The following is a 22,193-nucleotide window of genomic DNA, read 5'->3' as shown; positions in this document are numbered from 1 at the left end:
AGACGAGAGAAGCAACGATCATGGCCAAGCGCATCGACGTCAGCGGACTGTCCGCCTACTACGGCACCACCAAGGCCATCGAGGACATCTCGATGAGCATCGAACCCCGCTCGGTGACCGCCTTCATCGGCCCCTCCGGCTGCGGCAAGTCCACCTTCCTGCGCACCCTCAACCGGATGCACGAGGTGATCCCCGGCGCCCGGGTCGAGGGCAAGGTCCTCCTCGACGACGAGAACCTCTACGCCTCGAACGTCGACCCGGTCGCCGTCCGCCGCTCGGTCGGCATGGTCTTCCAGCGCCCGAACCCGTTCCCGACCATGTCGATCTACGACAACGTGATCGCCGGCCTCAAGCTCGCGGGCGTGCGCAAGAAGTCCGTCCTGGACGAGGTGGTCGAGCGCTCGCTGAAGGGCGCCAACCTCTGGAACGAGGTCCACACCCGGCTGAACAAGCCGGGGGCCGGCCTCTCCGGCGGCCAGCAGCAGCGGCTGTGCATCGCCCGCGCCATCGCGGTCGAGCCGCAGGTCCTGCTGATGGACGAGCCCTGCTCCGCGCTCGACCCGATCTCCACCCTCGCGATCGAGGACCTGATCGGCGAGCTGAAGTCGCAGTTCACCATCGTCATCGTGACCCACAACATGCAGCAGGCGGCCCGCGTCAGCGACCGCACCGCCTTCTTCAACCTGGCCGGCGTCGGCCAGCCGGGCAAGCTGGTCGAGCTGGACGACACCCAGCGGATCTTCTCCAACCCGTCGGTCCAGGCGACCGAGGACTACATCTCCGGCCGCTTCGGCTAGGCCGTACCCCCGCCACCGGCCGACGGACCGCGGTGTCCGGAGGCGAACGGCGAGCACACAGGCTGCTCCGCGGTGCTGCATGGCGGTGCCGCCGTGGAGCATGAAGAAGGGCCCGCCCCCGAGATGTGGGGGCGGGCCCTGTCACGTGCGGGGCCGGTCAGCCCCAGAACAGGTGGGCGAACCAGTACACCAGCGCTGCGACGATGGCGGCCGCCGGCATCGTGATGAACCAGCCGAGCACGATGTTCTTGGCGACGCCCCAGCGCACCGCGCGGATCCGCTTGGTGGCCCCCGCGCCCATGATCGCCGCGGTGATCACGTGGGTGGTGGAGATCGGCGCCTTGAAGACGAACGAGGTGACGTACATGACCGTCGCGGCGGTGGCCTCGGCGGCGAAGCCCTGCGGCGGGTCCAGCTCGATGATCTTGCGTCCGAGCGTCCGCATGATCCGCCAGCCGCCCGCGTAGGTGCCCAGCGAGAGCATCGTGGCGCAGGAGATCTTCACCCACACCGGGATGCCCTCGCCGGAGTGGTGGCCGGAGATGGTGAGGGCCATCACCACGATGCCCATGGTCTTCTGCGCGTCCTGCAGGCCGTGCGCCAGCGCCATCGCGGCGGCCGAGGCGGTCTGGGCGACCCGGAAGTTGCGCTTGGCCTTGTGCGGGTTGGCCCGGCGGAAGATCCACAGGATCGCCAGCATCACCAGGAAGCCGCCGACCAGGCCGACCACCGGCGAGACGATCATCGGGATGACGATCTTGTCGAGGACGCCGCCCCAGATCACGTCGATGCCGCCGGCCATGGCCGCGCCCACCATGCCGCCGAACAGCGCGTGCGAGGAGGAGGACGGCAGACCGAAGTACCAGGTGACCAGGTTCCAGGCGATCGCCCCGACCAGTGCGGCGAACAGGATCACCATGCCCCGGTCGCCGGTGGGGGTCTCGATGATCCCCTGGGAGACGGTGTGCGCCACGCCGCTGCCGAGGAAGGCACCGGCCAGGTTCATCACCGCGGCCATCGCCAGCGCGGCCCTGGGGGTCAGCGCACGGGTGGAGACCGAGGTGGCGATCGCGTTCGCGGAGTCGTGGAAGCCGTTGGTGTAGGTGAAGAAGAACGCAACGCCGACGACGGCGATGAGTGCTGCCATGTCCACGAGGGTCAGGACTCCTTGACGGCGATGGTCTCCACCGTGTTGGCGACGTGCTCGAACGCGTCCGCCGCCTCCTCAAGAACGTCCACGACCTGCTTGAGCTTGAGCACCTCGATGGCGTCGTACTGGCCGGAGAACAGGTGGGCGAGCAGCTTGCGGTGGATCTGGTCGGCCTGGTTCTCCAGCCGGTTGACCTCGATCCAGTACTCGGTGAGGTTCGACATGCTGCGCAGGTTCGGCATCGCCTCGGCGGTGAGCTCGGCGGCCCGGGCCAGCACCTCGATCTGCTGCTCGATCCCCTTCGGCAGCGTCTGGATGTCGTAGAGGACGACCAGGTCGACGGCCTCCTCCATGAAGTCCATGATGTCGTCCAGCGACGAGGCGAGGTTGTAGATGTCCTCGCGGTCGAAGGGCGTGATGAAGGACGAGTTCAGCTGGTGGAACACGGCATGGGTGGTGTCGTCCCCGGCGTGCTCGGCGGCGCGCATGCGCTCGACGATCTCCGCGCGGGCCGACACGTCTGATCCCAGCAGTTCCAGCAGGAGCTTCGAACCGACGACGAGGTTCTCCGCGGCGGCAGAGAACATGTCGTAGAAGCTCGTCTCCTTCGGGGTCAGGCTAAAACGCACGGAAATCTCCGATGTGCGGGGTAGGGACTGAACGATGCTAGGTGCAACCAAGCGCAATCGCGCAAACGGGGTGGTGATGGTGGAGGCGGAACCTCCTCTTCCGTTCGGCTGCCGCACCAGCTGACCCGGACCGCACACCCAGGTGCGGACGTGAGCCCCCAGTCTGACGGAACCTCGCCCGGATTGTCCCCGTGGTACGTACGGAAGACGGGGGCGCCGCTCAGACGGGTGAACCGCGCGGCGGGCCGCCCGCAGCCCGTTCGCAGCCCGTTCGCAGACCGTCCGGAACCCGTCCGGAACCCTTCGGCACATGCCGCGTCGGCCGTCGGAACACCACGGACGGCCCCGGTGTTGGACACTGGTGGCCGACGCAGCCACCAGGCATCCAGACGAAGGCGGGCCGATGACCACGACGCAAGCGCGCACCGAGCCGGACCACGGGCACGGCACCGACGCGCAGGCCGACGCACCCGCCGTCCCCGCGGCCGCCGCAGGACATCAGGGCGGGCACGGCCCGCACGGCTACAGCGCCCAGAAGGACGCCCACCTCAAGCGGCTGCGCCGGATCGAGGGCCAGATCCGCGGCCTCCAGCGCATGGTCGACGAGGACGTCTACTGCATCGACGTGCTCACCCAGGTCTCGGCCGGCACCAAGGCGCTGCAGTCCTTCGCACTGTCCCTGCTGGAGGAGCACCTGCGGCACTGCGTCGCGGCCGCCGCCGAGGAGGGCGGCGCCGAACTCGACGCCAAGGTCGCGGAGGCCACGGCCGCGATCGCTCGGCTGCTGCGCAGCTGAGGCCGGGCCCGGTCCGGGCCGGGTGCGCGGGTCCGGCCCGCCAACACCCCCAGCCGCGAACGCCCCTGGGCCGGGAGCGACCTAACCGTCGGCCTGCCGCCAGGCCTCGCCGTCGGTCCGCCCCGGCTCGGCCCGGTCGAGCAGCACCTCGTCGATCCGCTCGGTCGGCAGCCGGTCGCCGGTGCTGGCCGTCGCGGCGATCATCAGCTCGCCGGCCAGATCGATCTCGTCGAGGGCCGCGTCGTCGTGGCCGCCGCTGCGGCCGCCCGTGGACGACACCACCTGCACCACCCCTTCAGTGCCTCGCCAGCCCGGGCGGCAGCCACCCGACGTCCAGCCTAGGCACTTCGGAGCCCGTCCACATGGCACGGACGGGCCATCTCGGCGCCGCCGAAACGGGTGACCGCCGCTCCCCGGGCGGCCACCCGCTCCGGCGGCGCCCCGGTTCGCCCCGGCGCCGGAGCCCTGCCCCGGCGGCCTACTTCGGGCTCTCCGAGGGCTTCATCGCGTAGATGTCCGAGGCCGGCGGCTCGGCGGCCTCCACCGGCTTGCCGAAGTCCGTCACCGAGGTGGTCGACGTCACCTTCACCTGGTCCTTGGCCTCCTTCGAACCGGCCACCCCGGCGAAGGTGAACACCTCGACCACCTTGTGCAGCCGGCCCTGGTCGTCCAGCCAGGCGTCGTACGGGACCTCCTTCACGGTGAAGGTCTGGGCCCCCATCCGCAGGCCGTCCCCGCCGCGGCCGCCGGTCGCGTCGGCCGCCTTGGCCAGGTCCAGGGTGCCGCGGTAGTGGTGCAGCGCCACCCCGTCGACGGTCTCGGTGCCGACCGCGTCCGCCTTCTGCGCCCCGCGCAGGGCGCCCGCCGCCGAGGCCGGGTCGGTGGCGCCGCTGCTGACCAGGTTGCCGTCCGGCAGCTGGCGCACGTCCAGCTTGACCCACTTGCCCTCGGGCACCTTGGCGCCGCTGTTCTGCAGGTAGACGGTGCCCGGCAGGACCACCTCGACGATCTTCCCGGTGGTCGCCGCGCCCGGCGGCACCTGGACCTCCAGCCGGCCGATCCGCTTCACGTAGTCGTAGCCGCCCGTCCCGGTGAAGACGGCCTTCTTCTCGGACGACTCGGTGACCAGCTCGGTGGCGGTGTGCGCGGAGCCGGTGCGGCCCGTGATGTCGGCGCTGTTGCGCACCGCCGTCAGCGGGTCCGCGGCGAGCTGGTCGGGGGCACCCGACTGCCGGTCGGAGGAGCCGCCGCCGGAGCCGGCCGCGCAGCCGGCGGACAGGCCGGCCAGGGCGGCGGCGAGCAGGGCGGCCCCGGCCGCCGAACGCAGATGCGGCAGCGGACGGCGCCCCGGCCGTCCGCCACGCTGCTGGTCGGTCATCTTCATCCTCGCGACAACCCCCTCGGGCCCGACTGCCCTGCCGACACCACCAGGTGAACAGAGCTCTTTCCGGGCAAACGAGTTGAGCCGCGAAGGGTTACGCGGAAGAGGTCTTGCGGACGGCATCGCGCGCCCGGCGCCCGGCGCGTTACGGTGAACCACGTGCACAGTGAGCTGCCGGCCTTCCCCGGCACCGCCCGGATGCCCGAACACCGTGTCGCGGTCAGCGAGCGCGGTTCCTTCGCCTTCGCGACCTGCAGCTGCGGCTGGTTCTCACCGGCCCGCCGCTCGCGCGACCTTGCCCGGCGCGAGGGGGACGACCACCTCGCCCTCGCCGAGAGCGGCGGCGGACCGGGGTAGCCGGGCCGGGCGGCTCACGCCGCCAGATCGGACTCCGGCGGCTGCTCCTCGGAACGCACCGCCCCGCGCTCACGCCCGCGCCGCCGGCCGCGCGGGCCGGCGCCGGCCCGCTCCGGCGCCCGGATCAGCGGGGCGAGGGCGGTCCGGCCCAGCGCGTGGCAGAGCGGGACCAGCACCGCCATCGCGATCGGCGCCAGCAGCAGCACCACCGCGGCGGCGAGCGCGAAGCCGCCGATCACGTCGGTCGGGTAGTGCACGCCCATGAACATCCGGCAGAAGCCCTGCAACAGGGCCAGGCCCCCGGCGATCCAGCCGAGCCGCCGGTTCACCAGGAACAGTGCCACCGCCACGCCCATCGTCATGGTCGAGTGGTCGCTGACGAAGGAGTGGGTGCCGGCCTTGCCGTCCACCAGCACCAGCAGCCCGCCGTGGTCGACGAACGGGCGCGGGCGGTTCACGATCGCGGCGATCGGCAGGTTGGCCAGCTCGGCGATGGCGACGGAGAGCGGCACCCAGAGCAGCCCGGCGACGGCCACCGGCGCGTCCGGGCGGCGTCTCGCCTGCAGCCAGGCCACCAGGCCCAGCATCGCCAGGCCGATCAGGATGCCGTACTCACCGATCCACGAGACCAGGTGGTCCAGCCACTGCGGGGAGCGCTTGGCCAGTCCGTTGACGGCGTAGAGCAGGCCGAGGTCGGGGTTGGTCGTGTCGGCAAGCGGCGTCGACACGCCGCACCTCCTTCTGGTCCGCAGCACCTGTTCGATCCGGTCGGGGCCCTCCCGGCGCGGGAAGCTGACGGTGGGCCATCGGGATCAACGTCATCGCCGGGGCACAGCGTTCCACGGAAACGCGCGGTTATGGAAACTTGACTCAGCGTCCACAGGGCACTCACACCTCAGGGTCGCGGGCGGCTCAGTTCCTCGCCGCCGGCCGCCCCGCCCCGGCGGGGTCCGGGCCGGTCGGGGCGGGGCGGCCGGCGGCCGCGGGCGGTCCGGCGGCGGGCGGGGTGGCGGCGCCGCTGGGGCTCGCCAGGGCTGCCGGGGCCACCGGGGCCGAGGGGGTGGTCGCCGCGGTCGGGCTGGTCGGGCTGGTCGGCGTCGTCGAGCCAGGGCGGCTCGGGGCGCTCACGGAACCGTCCGCGTTGCGGGCCGGCAGCGCCTGGGCGCCGTCCGAGGTGACCCGGGTCGCGCCGATGTACTCCCTGGTGTCGATCTTGTCGTAGCGGATCACCGCGCCGGTGTGCGGCGCGTTGATCATGTAGCCGCCGCCGACGTAGATCCCGACGTGGTGGATGCTCCGCGGATCGTTCAGGTCCGTCGCCCAGAACACCAGGTCGCCCGGCCGCAGCTGATCGCGCGACGGGTGCGGGCCGGCGTACCACTGGTCGTTCGCCACCCGGGGCAGCGTGATGCCCACGCTGGCGTACGCCGCCTGGGTCAGGCCCGAGCAGTCGAACCGCCCGTTCTGCGAGGGCAGCCCCTCCCCGCCCCACAGGTACGGCGTCCCGAGCTTGCTCTGCGCGAAGTAGATCGCCGCGGCCGACTGCCCGGACACCTCCACCGGCGCCGTGGGCACGGTGAAGCTGCGGGCCATCGCCTGAATGTTCCTCACATAGCCCTGGGTCTCCTTGTACGGCGGCACCCCGTTGTACTTGGTCACCGCGTACGGGCCGGCGTTGTAGGCGGCCAGCAGGTTGGCCTGCCGGTCGCCCGGGACCTTGGCGACGTCCTTCGCGAGCGCGCAGTCGAAGGTGGCCGCCGAGGCGATCGCGTCCAGCGGGTCCCAGACGTCCTTCTTGCCGTCCCCATTGGCATCCGTGCCGTACGCCGCCCAGGTATCGGGCATGAACTGCGCCATTCCCTGTGCCCCGACGCCCGATTGGGCCTTCGGATCGAAACCGCTTTCCTGGTAGAGCTGTGCCGCGAGCATCGGCGGCGAGATCTCCGGGCAGAGCGCGCCCCACTGCTGGATCGGCGCCTGGAACGCCGCCGGGACCGTCCCCGGCGAGAGTGCGGCGCGATTCGCCGACTGCTGCGGCGTCCCACTCGCCGCGAACGTCCCCACCGTCACCAAACCGAGCAACCCGAACGTCACAACTCCCGCAGCGGCGGCGGCCGTACCGGCCTTCCGGAGTACCATCAGCACCATCCCGACGAATCGTCAGTCGAAGTGTTCCGGAAGGCGTTGCTCACCGCAATCATCAGAGATACAAAGAGTGAGCGCTATCCTTCGTACGGTGGACATCCTCGCGTACGTGCCCGGTACCTCACGACCAATCCGCGAGAAGTAGCCAAGTCGACATCAGATCTGGCCAAGAATAGGTACCGACCCTTCGCGCGGGCGGGGTCAGGGCCCTTGAATTTGCCTGATCGGGCGGTGAGATGGAAATGAACCTGAGCAGCGTGCACACGAACGCGATCGGCCACCTGGCCGAGGACCCACCAAAGAAGCCGAATATCGACACCATCATCGGCGGGATCGCCCCGGACTGGGGCCCGTTCGCGACCCTCGGGTCGGAGGCCAGGGTGATGGTCGAGGTCATCATGGCCGTCGCCATCCTGCTCTGCCTCGGCATCGCCGTCTGGGGGGCGGCCAAACAGCGGATCGGTGCGACCGCGATGCGCGACAGCTTCGGCGCCGAACAGGGCAAGGGGCTGATCGTCGCCGGTCTGACCGGCGTGTTCATCATTGGATCACTCGGCACTCTGTTCACCATTGTCTACGGCATGGCGATCTGACGATCGGACAGCAGTAGCCAGGCCCGCCCGCCCCGGGGCCAGGTCCCCGTCCGGACCGCCCCGAGCCCACCCGCCAGCAGTCCACCCCCCGTTCCCACCCTCCGTCCGCGCCCGCCCCCGGCGGAGGGCCCCCGGAGCCCCCCGGCTCCCCGCACCAGGAGGGCCGCCGTGCCGTTGTCCGACGACCAGCCGCACACCCGTACGCGGCTGCCGGTCGGCGAACAGCCCTCCTCCCAGCCGACCCAGCGTCAGGCCCGACCGCTCCGCACCCTGCTGACCGTCCTCGTCGTCGTCACCCTGCTCGTCGTGGCCATCTCCATCGCCAACCGCGACAAACCCGACCCCGGCAGCACCGGCCGCTCCGCCGACCACGCCGCCCCCACCGCGCCCGCCGGCGCCGGCCCCGCCCCCAGCGGCGACCAGCCCGTCGGCACCACCACCAACGGCATCGGCTCCGGCTACCCGCACACCGACCAGGGCGCCCAGTCCGCCGCCGCCAACTACGCGGTGGCGATCGGCTCCGCCGACATGTTCCGCGCCGACAGCCGCCACACCATCGTCGCCACCATCGCCGACCCGGGCGCGGTTACGGGCCTCCAGAGCCGCCTGGACCAGGGGTTCTCTCCCGAGACGGCGGCCAGGTTCGGGGTCGATGCCCAGGGACAGCCGCCCAAGGGGATGGCGTTCGTCAGCCGGACGGTCCCGGTCGGGACCAAGAGCAGCAGTTACACCGCGGAGAGCGTCAAGGTCGACGTCTGGTGCACCGGGTTGTTCGGACTGGCCGGCGAGCGTTCCACCAGGCCGGTGTCCGAGGAGTGGTTCACCCTGACACTCAGCCTGCGGTGGACCGGGACGGACTGGAAGCTCACCGACTTCAGCCGAGCAGCCGGTCCGGCGCCGGTTCCGCCGGACCAGCAGGCCGCAACCGCCGAGGAGATCACTGGTGCCGTCGAGCAGTTCGGAGGCTTCCGTTATGCCCGCTGACGGTTATTCCGGTTTCGTGCGTCGGGGCATGAGCCGCCTGGCCGGCGGGGCGCTGTTCGGCGTCCTCACGGTGGTCCTGACGGCCCACCGCGCCATGGCGGAGCCGTCGCCGACCCCGACCTCAGGGGCGACCAATACGAGTTGCCCGGGTGTTCCCCTGCCCGGGAACGACGTCTACTGCGCTCCGGGCGGCTCCGGCTCGCTTCCGGGCGGTGGGGCCATCGGGAGTGTGGCCGATCCGTTGGGGTCGTTGGCCAAGGGGTGTGCCCAGGCGGCGGCTTGGGTGGTGCGGAAGTTGTCGAGCGCGATCGACGGGACGACGCAGGTGGACTTCACCAATGCGTCGTTCCTGCAGCAGTACGCGGTGGTGTTCGCCGTGTCGACGGTGATCACGCTGGTGCTGTGGCTGCTGGCGGTGACGAAGCGGGCGGTGCGGGGGGCGCCGTTGGCGACGGCGTTCACGGAGGCGATCGGCTTCCTGTGGCTGACCGTCGTGGCGTCCGCGTTCACACCGCTGATTCTCTACACCGTGGTGAGCGTGACGGACGGGCTGACCAAGGCGATCGCGGTGGGGACGAAGTCGGACACCGGGTCGTACCTGGGCGCGTTCGCCGACACCCTGGAGAAGGGGGACATGGGCGGCGGCCCGCTGATCCTGATCATCGTGTCGCTGGTGGCGGTGCTGGCGGCGGCGGTGCTCTGGATCGAGCTGCTGATCCGGGCGGCGATGCTGTACGTGGGCGCGCTGCTGGGTACGGCGGTGTACGCGGGGTTGGTGGACAAGCAGCTGTGGAAGCACGTGCGCCGGTGGGCGGGGGTGATGGTGGCGGTGGACCTGGCGAAGCCGATCATCGTGGTCATCCTGGGCCTGGCGGGTGCGGTGGCGTCGGGGGCCGGGGCCAGCGACGACTTCGCGCGGGTGCTGTCGGGGCTGGCGATCCTGTTCCTGTCGATCTTCGCGAGCGCCGCCGTGTACCGCTTCGTGCCGGGCTTCGGCGACGAGATCATGAACATGCGCCATGCCCGGGCGAGTGCGGTGTCGGCCGGTTCGGCGATGATCAACGGCACCGCGAACCTGATGAAGCAGGGCATCACCACCCACGGTGACCGCGGGCCGGTCGGTGCGGGTGGCGGCGGCGGGGGTGCGGGCGGCGGTTCGGTCGCGCCGGGCATCGCCGCGCACGCCGGGCGGACGCCGGCGCCACCACCGCAGGCCGGGCCGCCGCAGACCTCGGTTCCGATCCGCGACAGCAACTCAGCGAAGGGAGGGTGACGGGTAAGTGAGCAGTGAACCGCTCGGCCAGTACGGAGCCCAGTACGCCCAGCCGTACGTGCACCAGCGCCGCACCTACCTGATCGGCAAGGCCCGCCCGAACGCGCCGATCGGCCGCAACCGGGAGTCCGGCGAGATCGTCCTGATCATCTTCGGGGCGTTCCTCGGCATGCTCTGGGGCCTGCTGATGCCGATCCTGCCGCTGCGGATCGGCGGCCTGATCGGCCTGCCCATGGTGGCCATCGCGGCGGTGTACGTGCCGTACCGCAGGCGGACGTTCTACAAGTGGGCGGAGATCAACCGCACCTACCGCCGGACGGTGCGCAGCGGCCGGTCGGTGTGGCGCTCGGACGTGATGGACGCCGGGACCCGGATGGACGGCCGGGAGGTGGAGGTCGGCCCGCCGCCCGGGGTGGGGCGGCTGCGCTGGCTGGCCGCGCCGTTCGGGCCGGACGAGGTCGGGGTGCTGATGCACCTGGAGCGGCGGACGGTGACGGCCGCGATCGAGATCGAGGGCCCGGGTGTCGGCCTGCGCGACTCGGAGGACCAGGAGGCGCTGGTCGACCGGTTCGGCACGCTGCTGAAGCACGTCGCCAACGGGGACGGCTTCGTGACCCGGTTGCAGATCCTGGCCCGGACGCTGCCGGCCGACCCGGACGCGCACGCCAAGGACGTCGAGCGGCGCGGGGACCACGACGCGCCGCGCTGGCTGCAGGATTCGTACGACCAGTTGCAGTCGATGGTGTCGACCTCCTCGGAGCAGCACCGGGCGTACCTGGTGGCCTGCATGCACTACACCCGCGACCTGGCGGCCGAGGCGCACGCGATGGGCCGTACGGCGACCGGTCGGCGGGCCCGGGACGACGAGGGGCTGGCGGCCGTGATGGCGCGCGAGCTGACCGACATCTGCGCCCGGCTGGCGGAGGCGGACATCCGGGTGCGCCAGCCGTTGGGGCAGGCCCGGCTCTCCTCGCTGCTGCACTCGATGTACGACCCGGACCACCCGATCGACCACATCCAGGCGATGTCCCGGCGCAACGCCTGGCCGGCCGAACTGGACGCGACCAACCCGCAGTACCTGGAGGCGAAGACCCGCGAGTCGGCGACCCGGGAGCCGTGGTGCCACGCCACCGCGTGGATCAAGGAGTGGCCGCTGACCCCGGTGGGGGTCAACTTCCTGGCACCGCTGCTGGTGCACACCCCGGACGTGATCCGGACGGTCGCGGTGACGATGGACCTGGAGCCCACCGACGTCGCGATCGAGCGGATGCTGACCGAGAAGACCAACGACGAGGCGGAGGCCAGCCGCGCGGCCAAGATGAACCGGACGGTCGACCCGCGCGACCTGGCCCACACCGGCCGGGTGGACCAGCGCGGCGACGACCTGGCCTCCGGTGCGGCCGGGGTGAACCTGGTCGGCTACATCACGGTGTCCTCGCGCAACCCCGACGCGCTGGCCCGGGACAAGCGCACCATCCGGGCCTCGGCCGGCAAGAGCTACCTCAAGCTGGAGTGGTGCGACCGCGAGCACCACCGGGCCTTCGTCAACACCCTGCCGTTCGCGACCGGCATCCGCCGCTGACGCCCGGTCCGCACCGCTCCACCACCGCCCGTCGACCAGACCAGGAGGCCGTACATGGCGCTCGGCAACCTCTCCGAGGCGTTCACCAGCCTGATGTTCGGCAAGGTGGAGACCACCCGGCTGCCGGTGCGCACCTCCACCGGCCAGGCGCAGGCGGTCTACCTGCCCACCGCCGCGCCGGGGCTGGGCGACTCGGGCGTGATCATCGGCCGTGAGGTGTACAGCGGCAAGGGGTACGTCTACGACCCCTTCCAGCTGTACGGGCAGCAGCTGCCGGCCCCGCACTGGCTGGTGCTCGGCGAGTCCGGCAACGGCAAGTCGGCGCTGGAGAAGACGTACGTGCTGCGGCAGTTGAGGTTCCGCGACCGGCAGGTCGTGGTGCTCGACGCGCAGGGCGAGGACGGCGTCGGCGAGTGGAACCTGATCGCCAACGCGCTGGGCATAAAGTCGATCCGGCTCGACCCGATGGCCGCCCGGGACGGCGGGGTGAAGCTCAACCCGCTGGACCCGGCGATCACCCAGACCGGCCAGTTGTCGCTGCTGCGCACCATCGTCGAGGTGGCGATGGGGCGGGGCCTGGAGGAGCGGGCCGGGTTCGCGCTGAAGGCCGCGCACGCCCATGTGGTGGCGACGGTGAAGGACCGTCAGCCGGTGCTGGACGACATCATCGACACCCTGCGCAGCCCCGAGCTGTCCTCGGTGGAGTCGCTGGGCGTGGCGGTGGACGAGGTGCAGTCCTGGGGCCTGGACGTGGCGCTGGTGCTGGACCGGCTGGTCGACGGCGACCTGCGCGGCATGTTCGACGGGTCGACCACCGACGGCATCGACCTGGACGCGCCGCTGATCGTCTTCGACCTCTCGCACATCGACCGCAACTCGATCGCGATGCCGATCCTGATGGCGATCGTCGGCGTGTGGCTGGAGCACACCTGGATCCGGCCGGACCGGAAGAAGCGCATCTTCCTGGTCGAGGAGGCCTGGCACATCATCAACAGCCCCTTCGTGGCGCAGCTGTTCCAGCGGCTGCTGAAGTTCGGCCGCCGGCTCGGGCTCTCCTTCGTCGCGGTGGTGCACCACCTGTCCGACGTGGTGGACGGTGCGGCGGCCAAGGAGGCGTCGGCGATCCTGAAGATGGCCTCCACCCGGACGATCTACATGCAGAAGGCGGAGGAGGCGCGGTCCACCGGCCGGGTGCTGGGCCTGCCGCGCTGGGCGGTGGAGATCATCCCCACCCTGTCGCCGGGCATCGCGGTCTGGGACGTCAACGGCAATGTCCAGGTGGTCAAGCACATCATCACCGAGGCCGAGCGGCCGCTGGTGTACACCGACCGTGCGATGACCGAGGACGCGGTGGCCGAACGGGACCGGGCCGAGCGGCAGTTGGCGGCCGAGCCGGGAGTCTGAGCGGCCGGTCGGGGGTCTGAGCGGCCGGTCGGGGGGCCTGGGCGGGTCGGGCGGGTGGTCTGGGCGGGGAGGCCCGGACGGGGGCGCCGGCGCTGGTCGGACGGCGACGGTTCGTCAGGAGGTAATCCTCTCGTTACGTTCGACGTCCTGACAGCTACGCGCGTTGACTCTAGGCTTCACAGGCGCAACACATCACCCAGACGCCCGGTCAAGTCCACAGCGGGCGCTCCTCCAAGGTGCAGGGGACCCTCATGCTCACCGTCAGATCCCGACGCGCGGCGCTCGCCGTCGTCGCCGCCGCAGGTCTGTTCGGCACGGTGGCCGTGCCGACGGCCGCGCAGGCCGCCGACGCCAACGCCAAGCGTCACAAGACCGTCAACCTCCAGCTGCTGGCGATCAACGACTTCCACGGCAACCTGGAGCCCCCGGCCGGTTCGTCCGGCACCATCCGGGAGATCGACCCGGCCACCGGCAAGGAGGTCTCGACCCCGGCCGGTGGCATCGAGTACCTGGCCACCGAGCTGCGCAAGGCCCGGATCCCGGCCGACGACTCGATCACCGTCGCGGCCGGCGACATCATCGGCGCCAGCCCGCTCACCTCGGCGCTCTTCCACGACGAGCCGACCATCGAGGCGATGGACAAGCTCGGCCTGGACGTCACCTCGGTCGGCAACCACGAGTTCGACGAGGGCGCGCAGGAGCTGCTGCGCATGCAGGACGGCGGCTGCCACCCGGTCGACGGCTGCTACGAGCCCGGCCGCACGTTCAAGGGCGCCAACTTCAACTACCTGTCGGCCAACGTCACCGACGAGAAGACCGGCAAGCCGCTGCTGGCCCCGTACTGGGTGACCAAGTCCCAGGGCGTGAAGGTCGGCTTCATCGGCGTCACCCTGGAGGGCACGCCGAACATCGTGACCGCCGAGGGCGTCAAGGGCCTGAAGTTCGCCAACGAGGTCACCACGATCAACAAGTACGCCGCCGAGCTCAAGGCCAAGGGCGTCAACTCGATCGTCGCGCTGATCCACGAGGGCGGGTACCCGGCCAGCAGCGTCTACAACTACGACTGCGGCCCGGCCGGCCAGGGCATCTCCGGTCCGATCGTCGACATCTCCAAGAAGCTCGACCCGTCGATCGGCGCCATCGTCACCGGCCACACCCACAACGCGTACGCCTGCACCATCCCCGACCCCAACGGCGTCCCGCGCTCGGTCACCAGCGCCGCCTCCTTCGGCCGGCTGTACACCGAGATCGACATGAAGCTGGACAAGACCACCGGCGAGATCGTCCGCCCGACGGTCAAGGCCGAGAACCACGTGGTGCGCCGCACCGTCGAGAAGGCGCCCGACATGACGGCGCTGGTCGACCACTACTCCAAGCTGGCCGCCCCGATCGCCAACCGGCCGATCGGCTACATCGCCTCGGACATCAACGGCCGCGGCAACAGCGACCTGGAGAAGCCGCTCGGCGACCTGATCGCCGACGCGCAGGTGGAGGGGCTCGCCCCGGCCGCCAAGGGCGGGGCGCAGATCGCCTTCATGAACCCCGGCGGCATCCGCGCCGACCTGGTCTACAAGGCCTCCGGTGCGGAGGGCGACGGCGTGGTGACCTACGGCGAGGCGTTCACCGTCCAGCCGTTCACCAACATGATGCAGGTCAAGACGCTGACCGGCGCCCAGCTGGTGCAGCTGCTCCAGCAGCAGGTCAGCGGCCCCAACGCGGCCGCGCCGAAGATCCTCCAGGCGTCCTCGGGCCTCCACTACACCCTGGACATGCGCAAGACCGGCGCGGACCGGGTGGTCGTCGACTCGATCCGGCTGAACGGCGCCCCGATCGACCAGGCCGCCAAGTACCGGGTCGCGGCCAATGAGTTCCTGGCCGGCGGCGGCGACGGCTTCCCGGCCTTCGCGGCCGGCACCGACAAGCTCGTCGGCGCCTCCGACCTGGACGTCTTCGCCGCCTACCTGGGCGCCCACAGCTCGGTGGCCTCGCCGCTGAAGGCCCCGGCGCAGGACCGGATCAAGGTCATCGGCCCGGGCGTCGACATCGACTGACCGTGAGCCGGTACAGGACGGGCGGGGCGCTGTCGGGGCGCCCCGCCCGTCCTGCGTCGTCCGCCCGTCCCGCCCTATTCGGGGGCGGGGCCGCCGGGCAGCCGGACGGTCGCCAGCGCGCCCGGGCCGCCGTCCCCGGCCGGGCCCAGCGACACCTCGCCGCCCGCCTCCCGGACGCTCTGCGCGACGATCGACAGGCCCAGGCCGGAGCCGGGCAGCTGCCGTGAGGACGGCGAACGCCAGAACCGGTCGAACACGTACTGCAGTTCCTCCGGCGGAATGCCGGGGCCGTGGTCGCGGACGGTCAACACGCCCTGCTGGAGCCGGACTTCGATGGTGCCGCCGGGCGGGCTGTACTTGACCGCGTTGTCCAGCAGGTTGATCACCGCCCGTTCGAGCCCGGCGGCGTCGCCGTGCACGAACCAGGGGTCGGTCGCGGTCTCGAAGACCAGCCCCGGGCCGCGCAGCTTCGCCCGCTCGACCGCCCGCCCGGCGATCTCGTGGAGGGCCACCACGGTGGGGTTGTGGACCGGCTTGGGGGAATCCGGGCGGGACAGCTGGAGCAGGTCCCCGATCAGGACGGTGAGCTCCTGCATCTGCGCCTTCATGTTGCCCAGCAGCTTGGTCTTGGTCGCGGCGGGCAGCGGGCGGCCCGTGTCGTTGCTGCGGATCAGCAGGTCGACGTTGGTGCGCAGCGAGGTGAGCGGGGTGCGCAGCTCGTGCCCGGCATCGGCGATCAGACGGGTCTGCCGCTCGCGGGAGTTGGCGAGGGCGGTGCTCATCGAGTTGAAGGAGGTGGAGAGCCGGGCGATCTCGTCGTCCCCCTGGACGGGGATGGTGGTGCCGACCTCCTCGGTGCGGGCGATGTGCTCGACGGCGTCGGTGAGTTGGTCGACGGGCTTGAGCGCGGACCGGGCGACCACGCGGCCGGCGATGGCGGCGAGGATGATCCCGCCGAGGGCCACGCCGCCGAGGAGGAGTGCGAGCCGCTGGAGGGAGTCCTCGATGGGCTGGGAGGGGGTCGCCACCATGACGACGACGGGCACCTGGAAGCTGTGGTTCAGGGTCAGCCGGACGATCGCGGGGTCGCCGTTGGTGTACCTGCCGTCCCGGATGATCGACTGGCCCGGCTTGAGCCGGAATCCGGCGGCGTCCGCCGACGTGGCCACGATGGCCTTGGTCGCCCCGGGGGGCAGGCAGACGCCCTCGGCCCCGGCCCGGAGGAACTGGGTGTCCCGGGGGACGGCTCCGCTGATGTCCGGGATGACGACGCCGCGCTGGTTCTCCAGCGCGGCTTCCGGGGTGGCGTAGCAGACCAGGGGGTTCCTCCCGATCGGTGCTGCGGGAGCACCCGCCAGGTCCGCCCGGACCTGGTCGTACAGCTGCTTCTCCACGATGAACCAGCAGGCCAGCGCCGACAGGGCGATGGCCACCGCGACCGCGGCCGCGCTCAGGAAGGTGAGGCGGCTGCGGAGGGAGCGGGAGCGGAGCCAGTGGGAGAGGCGCCGGCGGCGGGGGACGCCGGGTGGAGCCAGTGGCGGGGGCGGGTAGGGCGTGGGGGAGGTCACGTGGTGGCGCCGGCGGCCGGGCGCAGGGCGTAGCCGACGCCGCGTACGGTCTGGATGAGGCGGGGCATGCCGCCCTGCTCGGTCTTGCGGCGCAGGTACATCACGTAGACGTCCAGGGAGTTGGAGGAGGGTTCGAAGTCGAAGCCCCAGACGGCCTTGAGGATCTGTTCGCGGGTGAGGACCTGGCGGGGGTGGGCGAGGAACATCTCCAGCAGCATGAACTCGGTGCGGGTGAGTTCGACGGGCTTGCCGGCGCGGGTGACCTCGCGGGTGGCGGTGTTCATCCGCAGGTCGGCGAAGGCCAGCACCTCGCTCTCGTCCTCGGCGGCGGCGCGGGCGGCGGCCTCGGTGGCGAGGGCGTTGCGGCGCAGCAGGGCGCGGACGCGGGCGAGCAGTTCGTCGAGTTCGAAGGGCTTGGCGAGGTAGTCGTCGGCGCCGACGTCCAGGCCGGTGACGCGGTCGCCGACGGCGTCGCGGGCGGTGAGCATCAGGACGGGGACGGTGTCGCCGCGGGAGCGCATCCGGCGGACGGCGGTGAGGCCGTCCATCCGGGGCATCATGATGTCCAGCAGGACGAGGTCGGGCCGGTCGCGTTCGACGGATTCCAGGGCCTCGTAGCCGTCGGTGGCGGTGGCGACCTCGTAGCCCTCGAAGGCGAGGCTGCTCTCCAGGGCGTCCCGGAGGGCGGGTTCGTCGTCGACCACGAGGAGCCGGGCGGAGGGGTGGCCGGCCTCGGCGGCGGTGCGGTCGTCGGCGGACGGGGTCATGGGCTGCTGCCCTTTCTCGTCGGGTGGAGGGCCTGCTGGGGGTACCGGGGGTAATTGTCCGTCTTACAGGTTCTGGCCGGCCTCCAGTTTCGGCAGAACCTGCTTGATGTCGTTGATCGGGATGGCGAAGCCGAGGCCGACGCTGCCGGCGCTGCTGCTGCTGCCGCCGCCGGCGGTGGAGCTGGCGCCGCTGGGGGCGTACATCGCCGAGTTGATGCCGATGACCTGGCCGTTGGCGTTGATGAGCGGGCCGCCGGAGTTGCCGGGGTTGAGGGCGGCGTCGGTCTGGAAGGCCTTGTAGGTGGTGGTGCTGCCGCTGTTCTGCTGGGGGAGGTTGCCGCGCGTGCCGGGCAGGTTGGGCAGGCCGGGCAGGCTGGGGAAGCCGAAGCCGCCGTTGCTGCTGGTGGTGCCCTCGTCGAGCTGGACGGTGACGTCGCGGTTCTCGGCGCTGATGATGCCGGAGGTGACGGTGCCGGTGAGGCCGTCGGGGTTGCCGATGGCGACGACGGGGTCGCCGACGGCCACGCCGGAGGAGTCGCCGAGGGTGGCGGGGGTGAGGTTCTTGCCGCCGCTCGCGGTGATCACGGCGACGTCGAGGGACTTGTCGGTGCCGGTGACGGCGGCCGGGGCGGTGGAGCCGTCCTTGAAGGCGACGGTGATCTGGCCGCCGTCGGCGGCGGTGTCGATCACGTGGTAGTTGGTGAGGATCCGTCCGCTGGTGTCGAGGATGACGCCGGTGCCGGTGGCGGTGCCGTTGCCGTTCTTGACGGTGATCTGGACGACGCTCGGCGAGACGGCGGCGGCGATGGCCGGCACGTCGGCGCCGCCGTCGGAGCGGGCGGAGACGGGGCTGGCGACGGTGCTGGTGCGGGCGGCGGAGCCGTGCTGCTCGGCGGCGACGAACCCGCCGGTGACGCCGCCGATGACGGCGGCGACCGCGGCGACGGCGGTGACCAGGGCGAGCCGTCCGCGCAGCAGGCCGCGCCGGGCGCGGTTGCCGTGGCCGCCGTGGCCGCCGGGCTGGCCGGCGGTGGGCGGCTCGGGGGGCATGGGCGGGGGCGGGGTCGGGGAGTCGAAGCCGCCTGCCGAGTGGTCCTCGCGGTACCTGGAGGCGGTCGTGGCGGCGCTGCTGCCGAGGACGGTGCCCTCGACCACGCGGGGCTCGTACGGGCCGTACTGCTCGTCGTGGTGCTGCTGCTGTTCGCTCATGCCGACCAACGTCCGCCTGGTGGATGAGGATGGCATGAGAACCGGCTCAGAAGGGTCCGAGAAGCCCGTTGGGTTCTCATAAAGCCTGGTCAGGCGGTGTGCGGTGGCAGGTGGAGCGGAGTGCGCTACTCCGCTTCCCCGGTCGGGACCGCCGCGGCGCCGCCACAGCCGCAGGAACGGCGGATCACCAGGCGGGACGGGAACTTGCGGACCCGCTCGGTGTCCGATCCGGGCACCATCAGCGAGTCGTCGAGCACCAGGTCCACGGCGGCCCGGGCCATCGCGTCGCGGTCGGAGGCGACGGTGGTCAGCGGCGGGTCGGCGAGTGCGGCCTCGGGGACGTCGTCGAAGCCGGCCACCGCGAGGTCCTCCGGGACCTTCAGACCGACCTCGCGGGCGGCCCGCAGCACGCCGATCGCCTGGTCGTCGGTGGAGCAGAAGATCGCCCGCGGCCGGTCCGGCGAGCGCAGCACCCCGAGCGCGACCTCGTACGCGCCGTAGCGGTGGAAGGGCGCGTCGATCAGGTGGGGCTCGGTGGGCAGGCCGTGCGCGTCCATGGCGCGCTGCCAGCCCTCGACGTGGTCGATGACCGGGTCGCCGGGGGCGGGGGACTCGACCGGGCCGCCGAAGCAGGCCACGTACGGGTGCCCGTGCACCTCCAGCAGGTGGCGGACGACGGCCTCGGCGCCGCCCACGTCGTCGGTGACCACCGCGACGTCGTCGATCGCCTCGGGGCGGCGGTGCAGCAGCACGACCTTGGCGCCCTCCATCGCGGCGAACTCCTCGGCGGCGCGCTGCGAGGGGCCCTGGCTGACCAGGATCAGGCCGGAGACGCGCATCCCGAGGAAGGCCCGGACGTAGTGCACCTCGCGGTCGTCCACGTAGTCGGAGTTGCCGATCAGCACGAGCTTGCCGCGCTCGGAGGCGGCCCGTTCCACGGCGTGCGCCATCTCGGCGAAGAAGGGCTGGCGGGCGTCCGGGACGACCATGCCGATCAGGTTGGTCCGGCGGGAGGCCATCGCCTGGGCGACGCTGTTCGGCCGGTAGCCGAGCTGCTCGATCGCGGCGAGGACCTTCTCCCGGGTCGCGGGCGCGACCGGGCGCGGCCCGTTGTTGATGACGTAGCTGACGACCGCGGTCGAGGTACCAGCCAGCCGGGCTACATCGTCGCGCGTCACTTTGGCCACGGGGGGAGTCTACGCGTGTGGCGTGCGCGTCGGCAGTGGGACCTGGGGCTTTCTCCGGGTGTCCAGGGGGTACCAGGGAGCGAACCGGACAAGCCGGGCGGGGGCGGCCCGCCCGGCCGTCGGTCAGGCCTCCAGCGGCGCCGAGGGGCGCTGGGCGAGCTCCGGGCGCTCGCCCTTCTCCGGCTTCTCCGGGACGACGAAGCGGTAGCCGACGTTGCGCACGGTGCCGATCAGCTGCTCGTGCTCGACGCCGAGCTTGGCGCGCAGCCGGCGGACGTGCACGTCCACCGTCCGGGTACCGCCGAAGTAGTCGTAGCCCCAGACCTCCTGCAGCAGCTGGGCCCGGGTGAAGACCCGGCCGGGGTGCTGGGCGAGGTACTTGATCAGCTCGAACTCCTTGAAGGTGAGGTCGAGCGCCCGGCCCTTGAGCTTGGCGGAGTAGGTGGCCTCGTCGACCGTGAGGTCGCCGTTGCGGATCTCCATCGGGCTGTCGTCGGTGCTGATGTGGAGCCGGCCGAGTGCGAGCCGCAGCCGGGCCTCGACCTCGGCGGGGCCGGCCGTGTCCAGCAGGACGTCGTCGATGCCCCACTCGGCGGTGACGGCGGCGAGGCCGCCCTCGGTCACCACCAGGATCAGCGGGCAGCCGATGCCGGTGGAGCGCAGCAGCTGGCAGAGGCTGCGGATCTGCGGCAGGTCGCGCCGGCCGTCGACCAGGATGACGTCCGCACTGGGGGTGTCCACCAGGGCGGATCCCTCGGCGGGGGCCACCCGGACGTTGTGCAGCAGCAGGCCGAGGGCCGGCAGCACCTCCGCGGAGGGTTGCAGAGCGTTGGTGAGGAGGAGGAGAGAACTCATACCCGGTAGTCCCCTTTCCGGGTCGTCGCGGTCGCGTTACGGCTGCCGCCACAGCCGGATGGCGCACGTGCTGAGGTCGGGGGGAGGTGGACGGACGCCCGAGGAGCGCCGGAGGGCCGGCCGGTGCGCAGGACGCGACGGCGCACGCGCCGAGGGTCCCGCAACCCTTGGCGCACCGTTTCTGTCCTGTTCATCCCGCGAACCCTCCGGTTTGTTCCGGTCCCGGGCGGCGGCCCGGGTGCCGGGTGGACACCCCGGCCGGCCGGGGCACGTCGTCGTGCCGCGTGGGGCGGGGCGGTTCCCGCGACGCGCCGGGGGTGGGCCGACGAATCGCAAGAATGTCCGTACTGGCGTCCTGAAAGCACAAAAGGACCCGGGGGCGACTCTGCCCGGATCCCTCTTGGACGTCGAGGATAGCCGACGGCCATCCGCGCCGGGAGGGCTCGAATCCGGCGGTTCGCCCAATCCGGGCGCGCGCCGGGTGAGCCTGGACACAGCTTCGAGCCGTCCTCCGGGCCCCCTCGGCCAGGGCGATTGCCGGTCGTGGCGGCGGACACGCCATCATGGGACGCACATCGGCGGCGCCGTGCGAGTCCATCTTTCGGGTGGTCGGGCGGCCCGGTGGCGAGCCGGACCGGGGCACCGGGGCCGGGCGAGGACGACGAGAAGGGGTGGCCCCGATGGGTGCGACCACGGAGCCCGCGAGCGGCGCCCGGGTGCGCGGGACGATCCGCTACTGGGCGGCCGCGAAGTCCGAGGCCGGGCTGGCCGAGGAGCCGTACGAGGCGGTGACCCTGGCGGAGGCGCTGGCACAGGCCAGGCGGCGGCACGCGGACCGGCCGAAGCTCGTCCAGTTGCTCGGGCACTGCTCCTACCTGGTCGACGGCTCCCAGGTCGGCGGCCGGGACCACACGACCGTGGCCCTCACCGAGGGCGGCACGGTCGAGGTGCTGCCGCCGTTCGCGGGAGGCTGAGCGGCGTGACGGACATGAACAACGCGAACCAGGGCGGCTACGGCGAGTGGCCGCAGCAGCCGCAGCCGCCCTACCGGCATCCGCAGCAGCAGCCCCAGCCCCAGCCGCAGTACCCGCAGCACCCGCAGCCCCCGTACCCGCAGGCCCAGGCGCCGCAGCCGGGGCAGCAGCCGCCGTACGGCTACCCGAGGTACGGGCAGCCGCCGATGGACGACGCGGCGACCACGCTGCTGCCGCCCGTCCCCGCGATGGACGACGCCACGGCGACCACGCTGCTGCCGCCCGTGCCGCCGATGGACGACGCGGCCACCACGCTGCTGCCGCCCGTGCCCCCGATGGAGGACGCGGCCGCGACGACGCTGCTGCCGCCGGTGGTCGTGTCCGGCGCGAGGCCGCCCGCCCCGCCGGCCTGGACGCCCGCCCCGCCGCCGGTGGCACGGCACGCCGCGCCGCCGCAGGCCCGGCACGCCGCTCCGGCGCCGGGCCCGCAG

At 71.9% G+C, this 22,193-nt stretch carries 21 protein-coding genes and 1 pseudogene; 11 read left to right on the top strand and 11 right to left on the bottom strand.

Translation table 11 applies throughout. From position 1 onward, the window contains the following. Positions 1 to 20: 20 nt before the first annotated feature. The gene (pstB, locus tag ACFWPI_RS36680; protein WP_063348284.1) at positions 21 to 797 is read left to right on the top strand and encodes a phosphate ABC transporter ATP-binding protein PstB; all 777 of its coding nucleotides are present in this window, start codon (positions 21 to 23) and stop codon (positions 795 to 797) included. A gap of 157 nt (positions 798 to 954) precedes the next feature. Here the strand turns inward: pstB and ACFWPI_RS36675 are convergent, their stop codons facing one another. Beyond that, positions 955 to 1,950: an inorganic phosphate transporter gene (locus ACFWPI_RS36675; protein ID WP_063348283.1), complete on the bottom strand. Its 996-nt coding sequence runs from the start codon at positions 1,948 to 1,950 to the stop codon at positions 955 to 957. Positions 1,951 to 1,955: 5 nt separating this feature from the next. After that, the gene (locus ACFWPI_RS36670; protein WP_063348282.1) at positions 1,956 to 2,576 is read right to left on the bottom strand and encodes a DUF47 domain-containing protein; all 621 of its coding nucleotides are present in this window, start codon (positions 2,574 to 2,576) and stop codon (positions 1,956 to 1,958) included. Positions 2,577 to 2,979: 403 nt separating this feature from the next. On the opposite strand from ACFWPI_RS36670, the gene ACFWPI_RS36665 reads away from it, so the two are divergent. Beyond that, positions 2,980 to 3,372 carry a metal-sensitive transcriptional regulator gene (locus ACFWPI_RS36665; protein ID WP_063348281.1) on the top strand — a complete coding sequence of 131 codons (393 nt, stop codon included), beginning with the start codon at positions 2,980 to 2,982 and terminating at the stop codon, positions 3,370 to 3,372. 81 nt (positions 3,373 to 3,453) lie between these two features. On the opposite strand, the gene ACFWPI_RS36660 is transcribed toward ACFWPI_RS36665, so the two are convergent. Together ACFWPI_RS36660 and ACFWPI_RS36655 are read right to left on the bottom strand one after the other, a co-directional pair. Further along, a complete protein-coding gene (locus ACFWPI_RS36660; RefSeq protein WP_363376777.1) occupies positions 3,454 to 3,654 on the bottom strand; it encodes a hypothetical protein in 201 nt (66 codons plus the stop codon). Between the two features lie 196 nt (positions 3,655 to 3,850). Further along, the gene (locus ACFWPI_RS36655) at positions 3,851 to 4,750 is read right to left on the bottom strand and encodes a hypothetical protein (RefSeq protein WP_063348280.1); all 900 of its coding nucleotides are present in this window, start codon (positions 4,748 to 4,750) and stop codon (positions 3,851 to 3,853) included. A 162-nt stretch (positions 4,751 to 4,912) separates the two neighbouring features. Between ACFWPI_RS36655 and ACFWPI_RS36650 the strand changes: the two genes are divergently transcribed. Continuing rightward, positions 4,913 to 5,110 (top strand): hypothetical protein, encoded by a 198-nt coding sequence (locus ACFWPI_RS36650; RefSeq protein ID WP_079136271.1) that lies wholly within the window; start codon positions 4,913 to 4,915, stop codon positions 5,108 to 5,110. A gap of 14 nt (positions 5,111 to 5,124) precedes the next feature. On the opposite strand, the gene ACFWPI_RS36645 is transcribed toward ACFWPI_RS36650, so the two are convergent. Together ACFWPI_RS36645 and ACFWPI_RS36640 are read right to left on the bottom strand one after the other, a co-directional pair. Further along, the gene (locus tag ACFWPI_RS36645) at positions 5,125 to 5,838 is read right to left on the bottom strand and encodes a phosphatase PAP2 family protein (RefSeq protein WP_363376774.1); all 714 of its coding nucleotides are present in this window, start codon (positions 5,836 to 5,838) and stop codon (positions 5,125 to 5,127) included. Between the two features lie 184 nt (positions 5,839 to 6,022). Next, positions 6,023 to 7,258, bottom strand: coding sequence for an NlpC/P60 family protein (locus ACFWPI_RS36640; RefSeq protein WP_380425302.1), 1,236 nt, complete (start codon positions 7,256 to 7,258; stop codon positions 6,023 to 6,025). A gap of 239 nt (positions 7,259 to 7,497) precedes the next feature. On the opposite strand from ACFWPI_RS36640, the gene ACFWPI_RS36635 reads away from it, so the two are divergent. The 6 genes from ACFWPI_RS36635 to ACFWPI_RS36610 all read left to right on the top strand — a co-directional run bounded on the left by ACFWPI_RS36635 (position 7,498) and on the right by ACFWPI_RS36610 (position 15,142). Beyond that, positions 7,498 to 7,848 (top strand): hypothetical protein, encoded by a 351-nt coding sequence (locus tag ACFWPI_RS36635; RefSeq protein WP_063348277.1) that lies wholly within the window; start codon positions 7,498 to 7,500, stop codon positions 7,846 to 7,848. Positions 7,849 to 8,016: 168 nt separating this feature from the next. Then, positions 8,017 to 8,832, top strand: coding sequence for a hypothetical protein (locus ACFWPI_RS36630; RefSeq protein ID WP_380380008.1), 816 nt, complete (start codon positions 8,017 to 8,019; stop codon positions 8,830 to 8,832). 28 nt (positions 8,833 to 8,860) lie between these two features. Beyond that, positions 8,861 to 10,105, top strand: coding sequence for a hypothetical protein (locus ACFWPI_RS36625; protein ID WP_380380027.1), 1,245 nt, complete (start codon positions 8,861 to 8,863; stop codon positions 10,103 to 10,105). Between the two features lie 7 nt (positions 10,106 to 10,112). After that, positions 10,113 to 11,687: an SCO6880 family protein gene (locus ACFWPI_RS36620; RefSeq protein ID WP_063348275.1), complete on the top strand. Its 1,575-nt coding sequence runs from the start codon at positions 10,113 to 10,115 to the stop codon at positions 11,685 to 11,687. Positions 11,688 to 11,741: 54 nt separating this feature from the next. After that, positions 11,742 to 13,091 (top strand): ATP-binding protein, encoded by a 1,350-nt coding sequence (locus tag ACFWPI_RS36615; RefSeq protein ID WP_063348274.1) that lies wholly within the window; start codon positions 11,742 to 11,744, stop codon positions 13,089 to 13,091. A 251-nt stretch (positions 13,092 to 13,342) separates the two neighbouring features. Continuing rightward, a complete protein-coding gene (locus ACFWPI_RS36610; RefSeq protein ID WP_380380012.1) occupies positions 13,343 to 15,142 on the top strand; it encodes a bifunctional metallophosphatase/5'-nucleotidase in 1,800 nt (599 codons plus the stop codon). A 74-nt stretch (positions 15,143 to 15,216) separates the two neighbouring features. Here the strand turns inward: ACFWPI_RS36610 and ACFWPI_RS36605 are convergent, their stop codons facing one another. The 5 genes from ACFWPI_RS36605 to ACFWPI_RS36585 form a co-directional block, all read right to left on the bottom strand. Continuing rightward, positions 15,217 to 16,710, bottom strand: a complete 1,494-nt coding sequence (locus ACFWPI_RS36605) for a sensor histidine kinase (RefSeq protein ID WP_380341842.1) — start codon at positions 16,708 to 16,710, stop codon at positions 15,217 to 15,219. Further along, complete coding sequence (locus tag ACFWPI_RS36600) at positions 16,707 to 17,477, bottom strand: response regulator transcription factor (RefSeq protein ID WP_380380016.1); 771 nt, start codon at positions 17,475 to 17,477, stop codon at positions 16,707 to 16,709. Before ACFWPI_RS36600 ends, ACFWPI_RS36605 begins: the two co-directional genes overlap by 4 nt. Positions 17,478 to 17,540: 63 nt before the next feature. After that, on the bottom strand, positions 17,541 to 18,686 hold the full coding sequence (locus ACFWPI_RS36595; protein WP_380380019.1) for a S1C family serine protease: 1,146 nt from the start codon (positions 18,684 to 18,686) through the stop codon (positions 17,541 to 17,543). 125 nt (positions 18,687 to 18,811) lie between these two features. After that, positions 18,812 to 19,873 carry a LacI family DNA-binding transcriptional regulator gene (locus tag ACFWPI_RS36590; RefSeq protein ID WP_363632082.1) on the bottom strand — a complete coding sequence of 354 codons (1,062 nt, stop codon included), beginning with the start codon at positions 19,871 to 19,873 and terminating at the stop codon, positions 18,812 to 18,814. 123 nt (positions 19,874 to 19,996) lie between these two features. Next, entirely contained in the window at positions 19,997 to 20,728 is a 732-nt protein-coding gene (locus tag ACFWPI_RS36585; RefSeq protein WP_063348270.1) for a response regulator transcription factor, read from the bottom strand. Between the two features lie 680 nt (positions 20,729 to 21,408). Between ACFWPI_RS36585 and ACFWPI_RS36580 the strand changes: the two genes are divergently transcribed. Both ACFWPI_RS36580 and ACFWPI_RS36575 read left to right on the top strand, forming a co-directional pair. After that, complete coding sequence (locus tag ACFWPI_RS36580) at positions 21,409 to 21,702, top strand: MoaD/ThiS family protein (protein WP_063351215.1); 294 nt, start codon at positions 21,409 to 21,411, stop codon at positions 21,700 to 21,702. A gap of 5 nt (positions 21,703 to 21,707) precedes the next feature. Continuing rightward, positions 21,708 to 22,193: pseudogene (locus tag ACFWPI_RS36575) on the top strand (hypothetical protein); the annotation flags it as partial.

This window comes from Kitasatospora sp. NPDC058492 (assembly GCF_042720685.1).
Classification (GTDB): Bacteria; Actinomycetota; Actinomycetes; order Streptomycetales; family Streptomycetaceae; genus Kitasatospora.
The sequence above is the reverse complement of the archived record's forward strand: the minus strand, read 5'-3'. Positions and strand labels throughout refer to the sequence as shown.

Excerpts from the sequence above, each read along its gene's own strand:
- ACFWPI_RS36595 (WP_380380019.1), bottom strand. The coding sequence starts at position 18,686 with ATGAGCGAACAGCAGCAGCACCACGACGAGCAGTACGGCCCGTACGAG.
- ACFWPI_RS36600 (WP_380380016.1), bottom strand. The coding sequence starts at position 17,477 with ATGACCCCGTCCGCCGACGACCGCACCGCCGCCGAGGCCGGCCACCCC.
- pstB (WP_063348284.1), top strand. The coding sequence starts at position 21 with ATGGCCAAGCGCATCGACGTCAGCGGACTGTCCGCCTACTACGGCACC.
- ACFWPI_RS36635 (WP_063348277.1), top strand. The coding sequence starts at position 7,498 with ATGAACCTGAGCAGCGTGCACACGAACGCGATCGGCCACCTGGCCGAG.
- ACFWPI_RS36580 (WP_063351215.1), top strand. The coding sequence starts at position 21,409 with ATGGGTGCGACCACGGAGCCCGCGAGCGGCGCCCGGGTGCGCGGGACG.
- ACFWPI_RS36655 (WP_063348280.1), bottom strand. The coding sequence starts at position 4,750 with ATGACCGACCAGCAGCGTGGCGGACGGCCGGGGCGCCGTCCGCTGCCG.
- ACFWPI_RS36615 (WP_063348274.1), top strand. The coding sequence starts at position 11,742 with ATGGCGCTCGGCAACCTCTCCGAGGCGTTCACCAGCCTGATGTTCGGC.
- ACFWPI_RS36610 (WP_380380012.1), top strand. The coding sequence starts at position 13,343 with ATGCTCACCGTCAGATCCCGACGCGCGGCGCTCGCCGTCGTCGCCGCC.
- ACFWPI_RS36625 (WP_380380027.1), top strand. The coding sequence starts at position 8,861 with ATGAGCCGCCTGGCCGGCGGGGCGCTGTTCGGCGTCCTCACGGTGGTC.
- ACFWPI_RS36665 (WP_063348281.1), top strand. The coding sequence starts at position 2,980 with ATGACCACGACGCAAGCGCGCACCGAGCCGGACCACGGGCACGGCACC.
- ACFWPI_RS36585 (WP_063348270.1), bottom strand. The coding sequence starts at position 20,728 with ATGAGTTCTCTCCTCCTCCTCACCAACGCTCTGCAACCCTCCGCGGAG.
- ACFWPI_RS36640 (WP_380425302.1), bottom strand. The coding sequence starts at position 7,258 with ATGGTGCTGATGGTACTCCGGAAGGCCGGTACGGCCGCCGCCGCTGCG.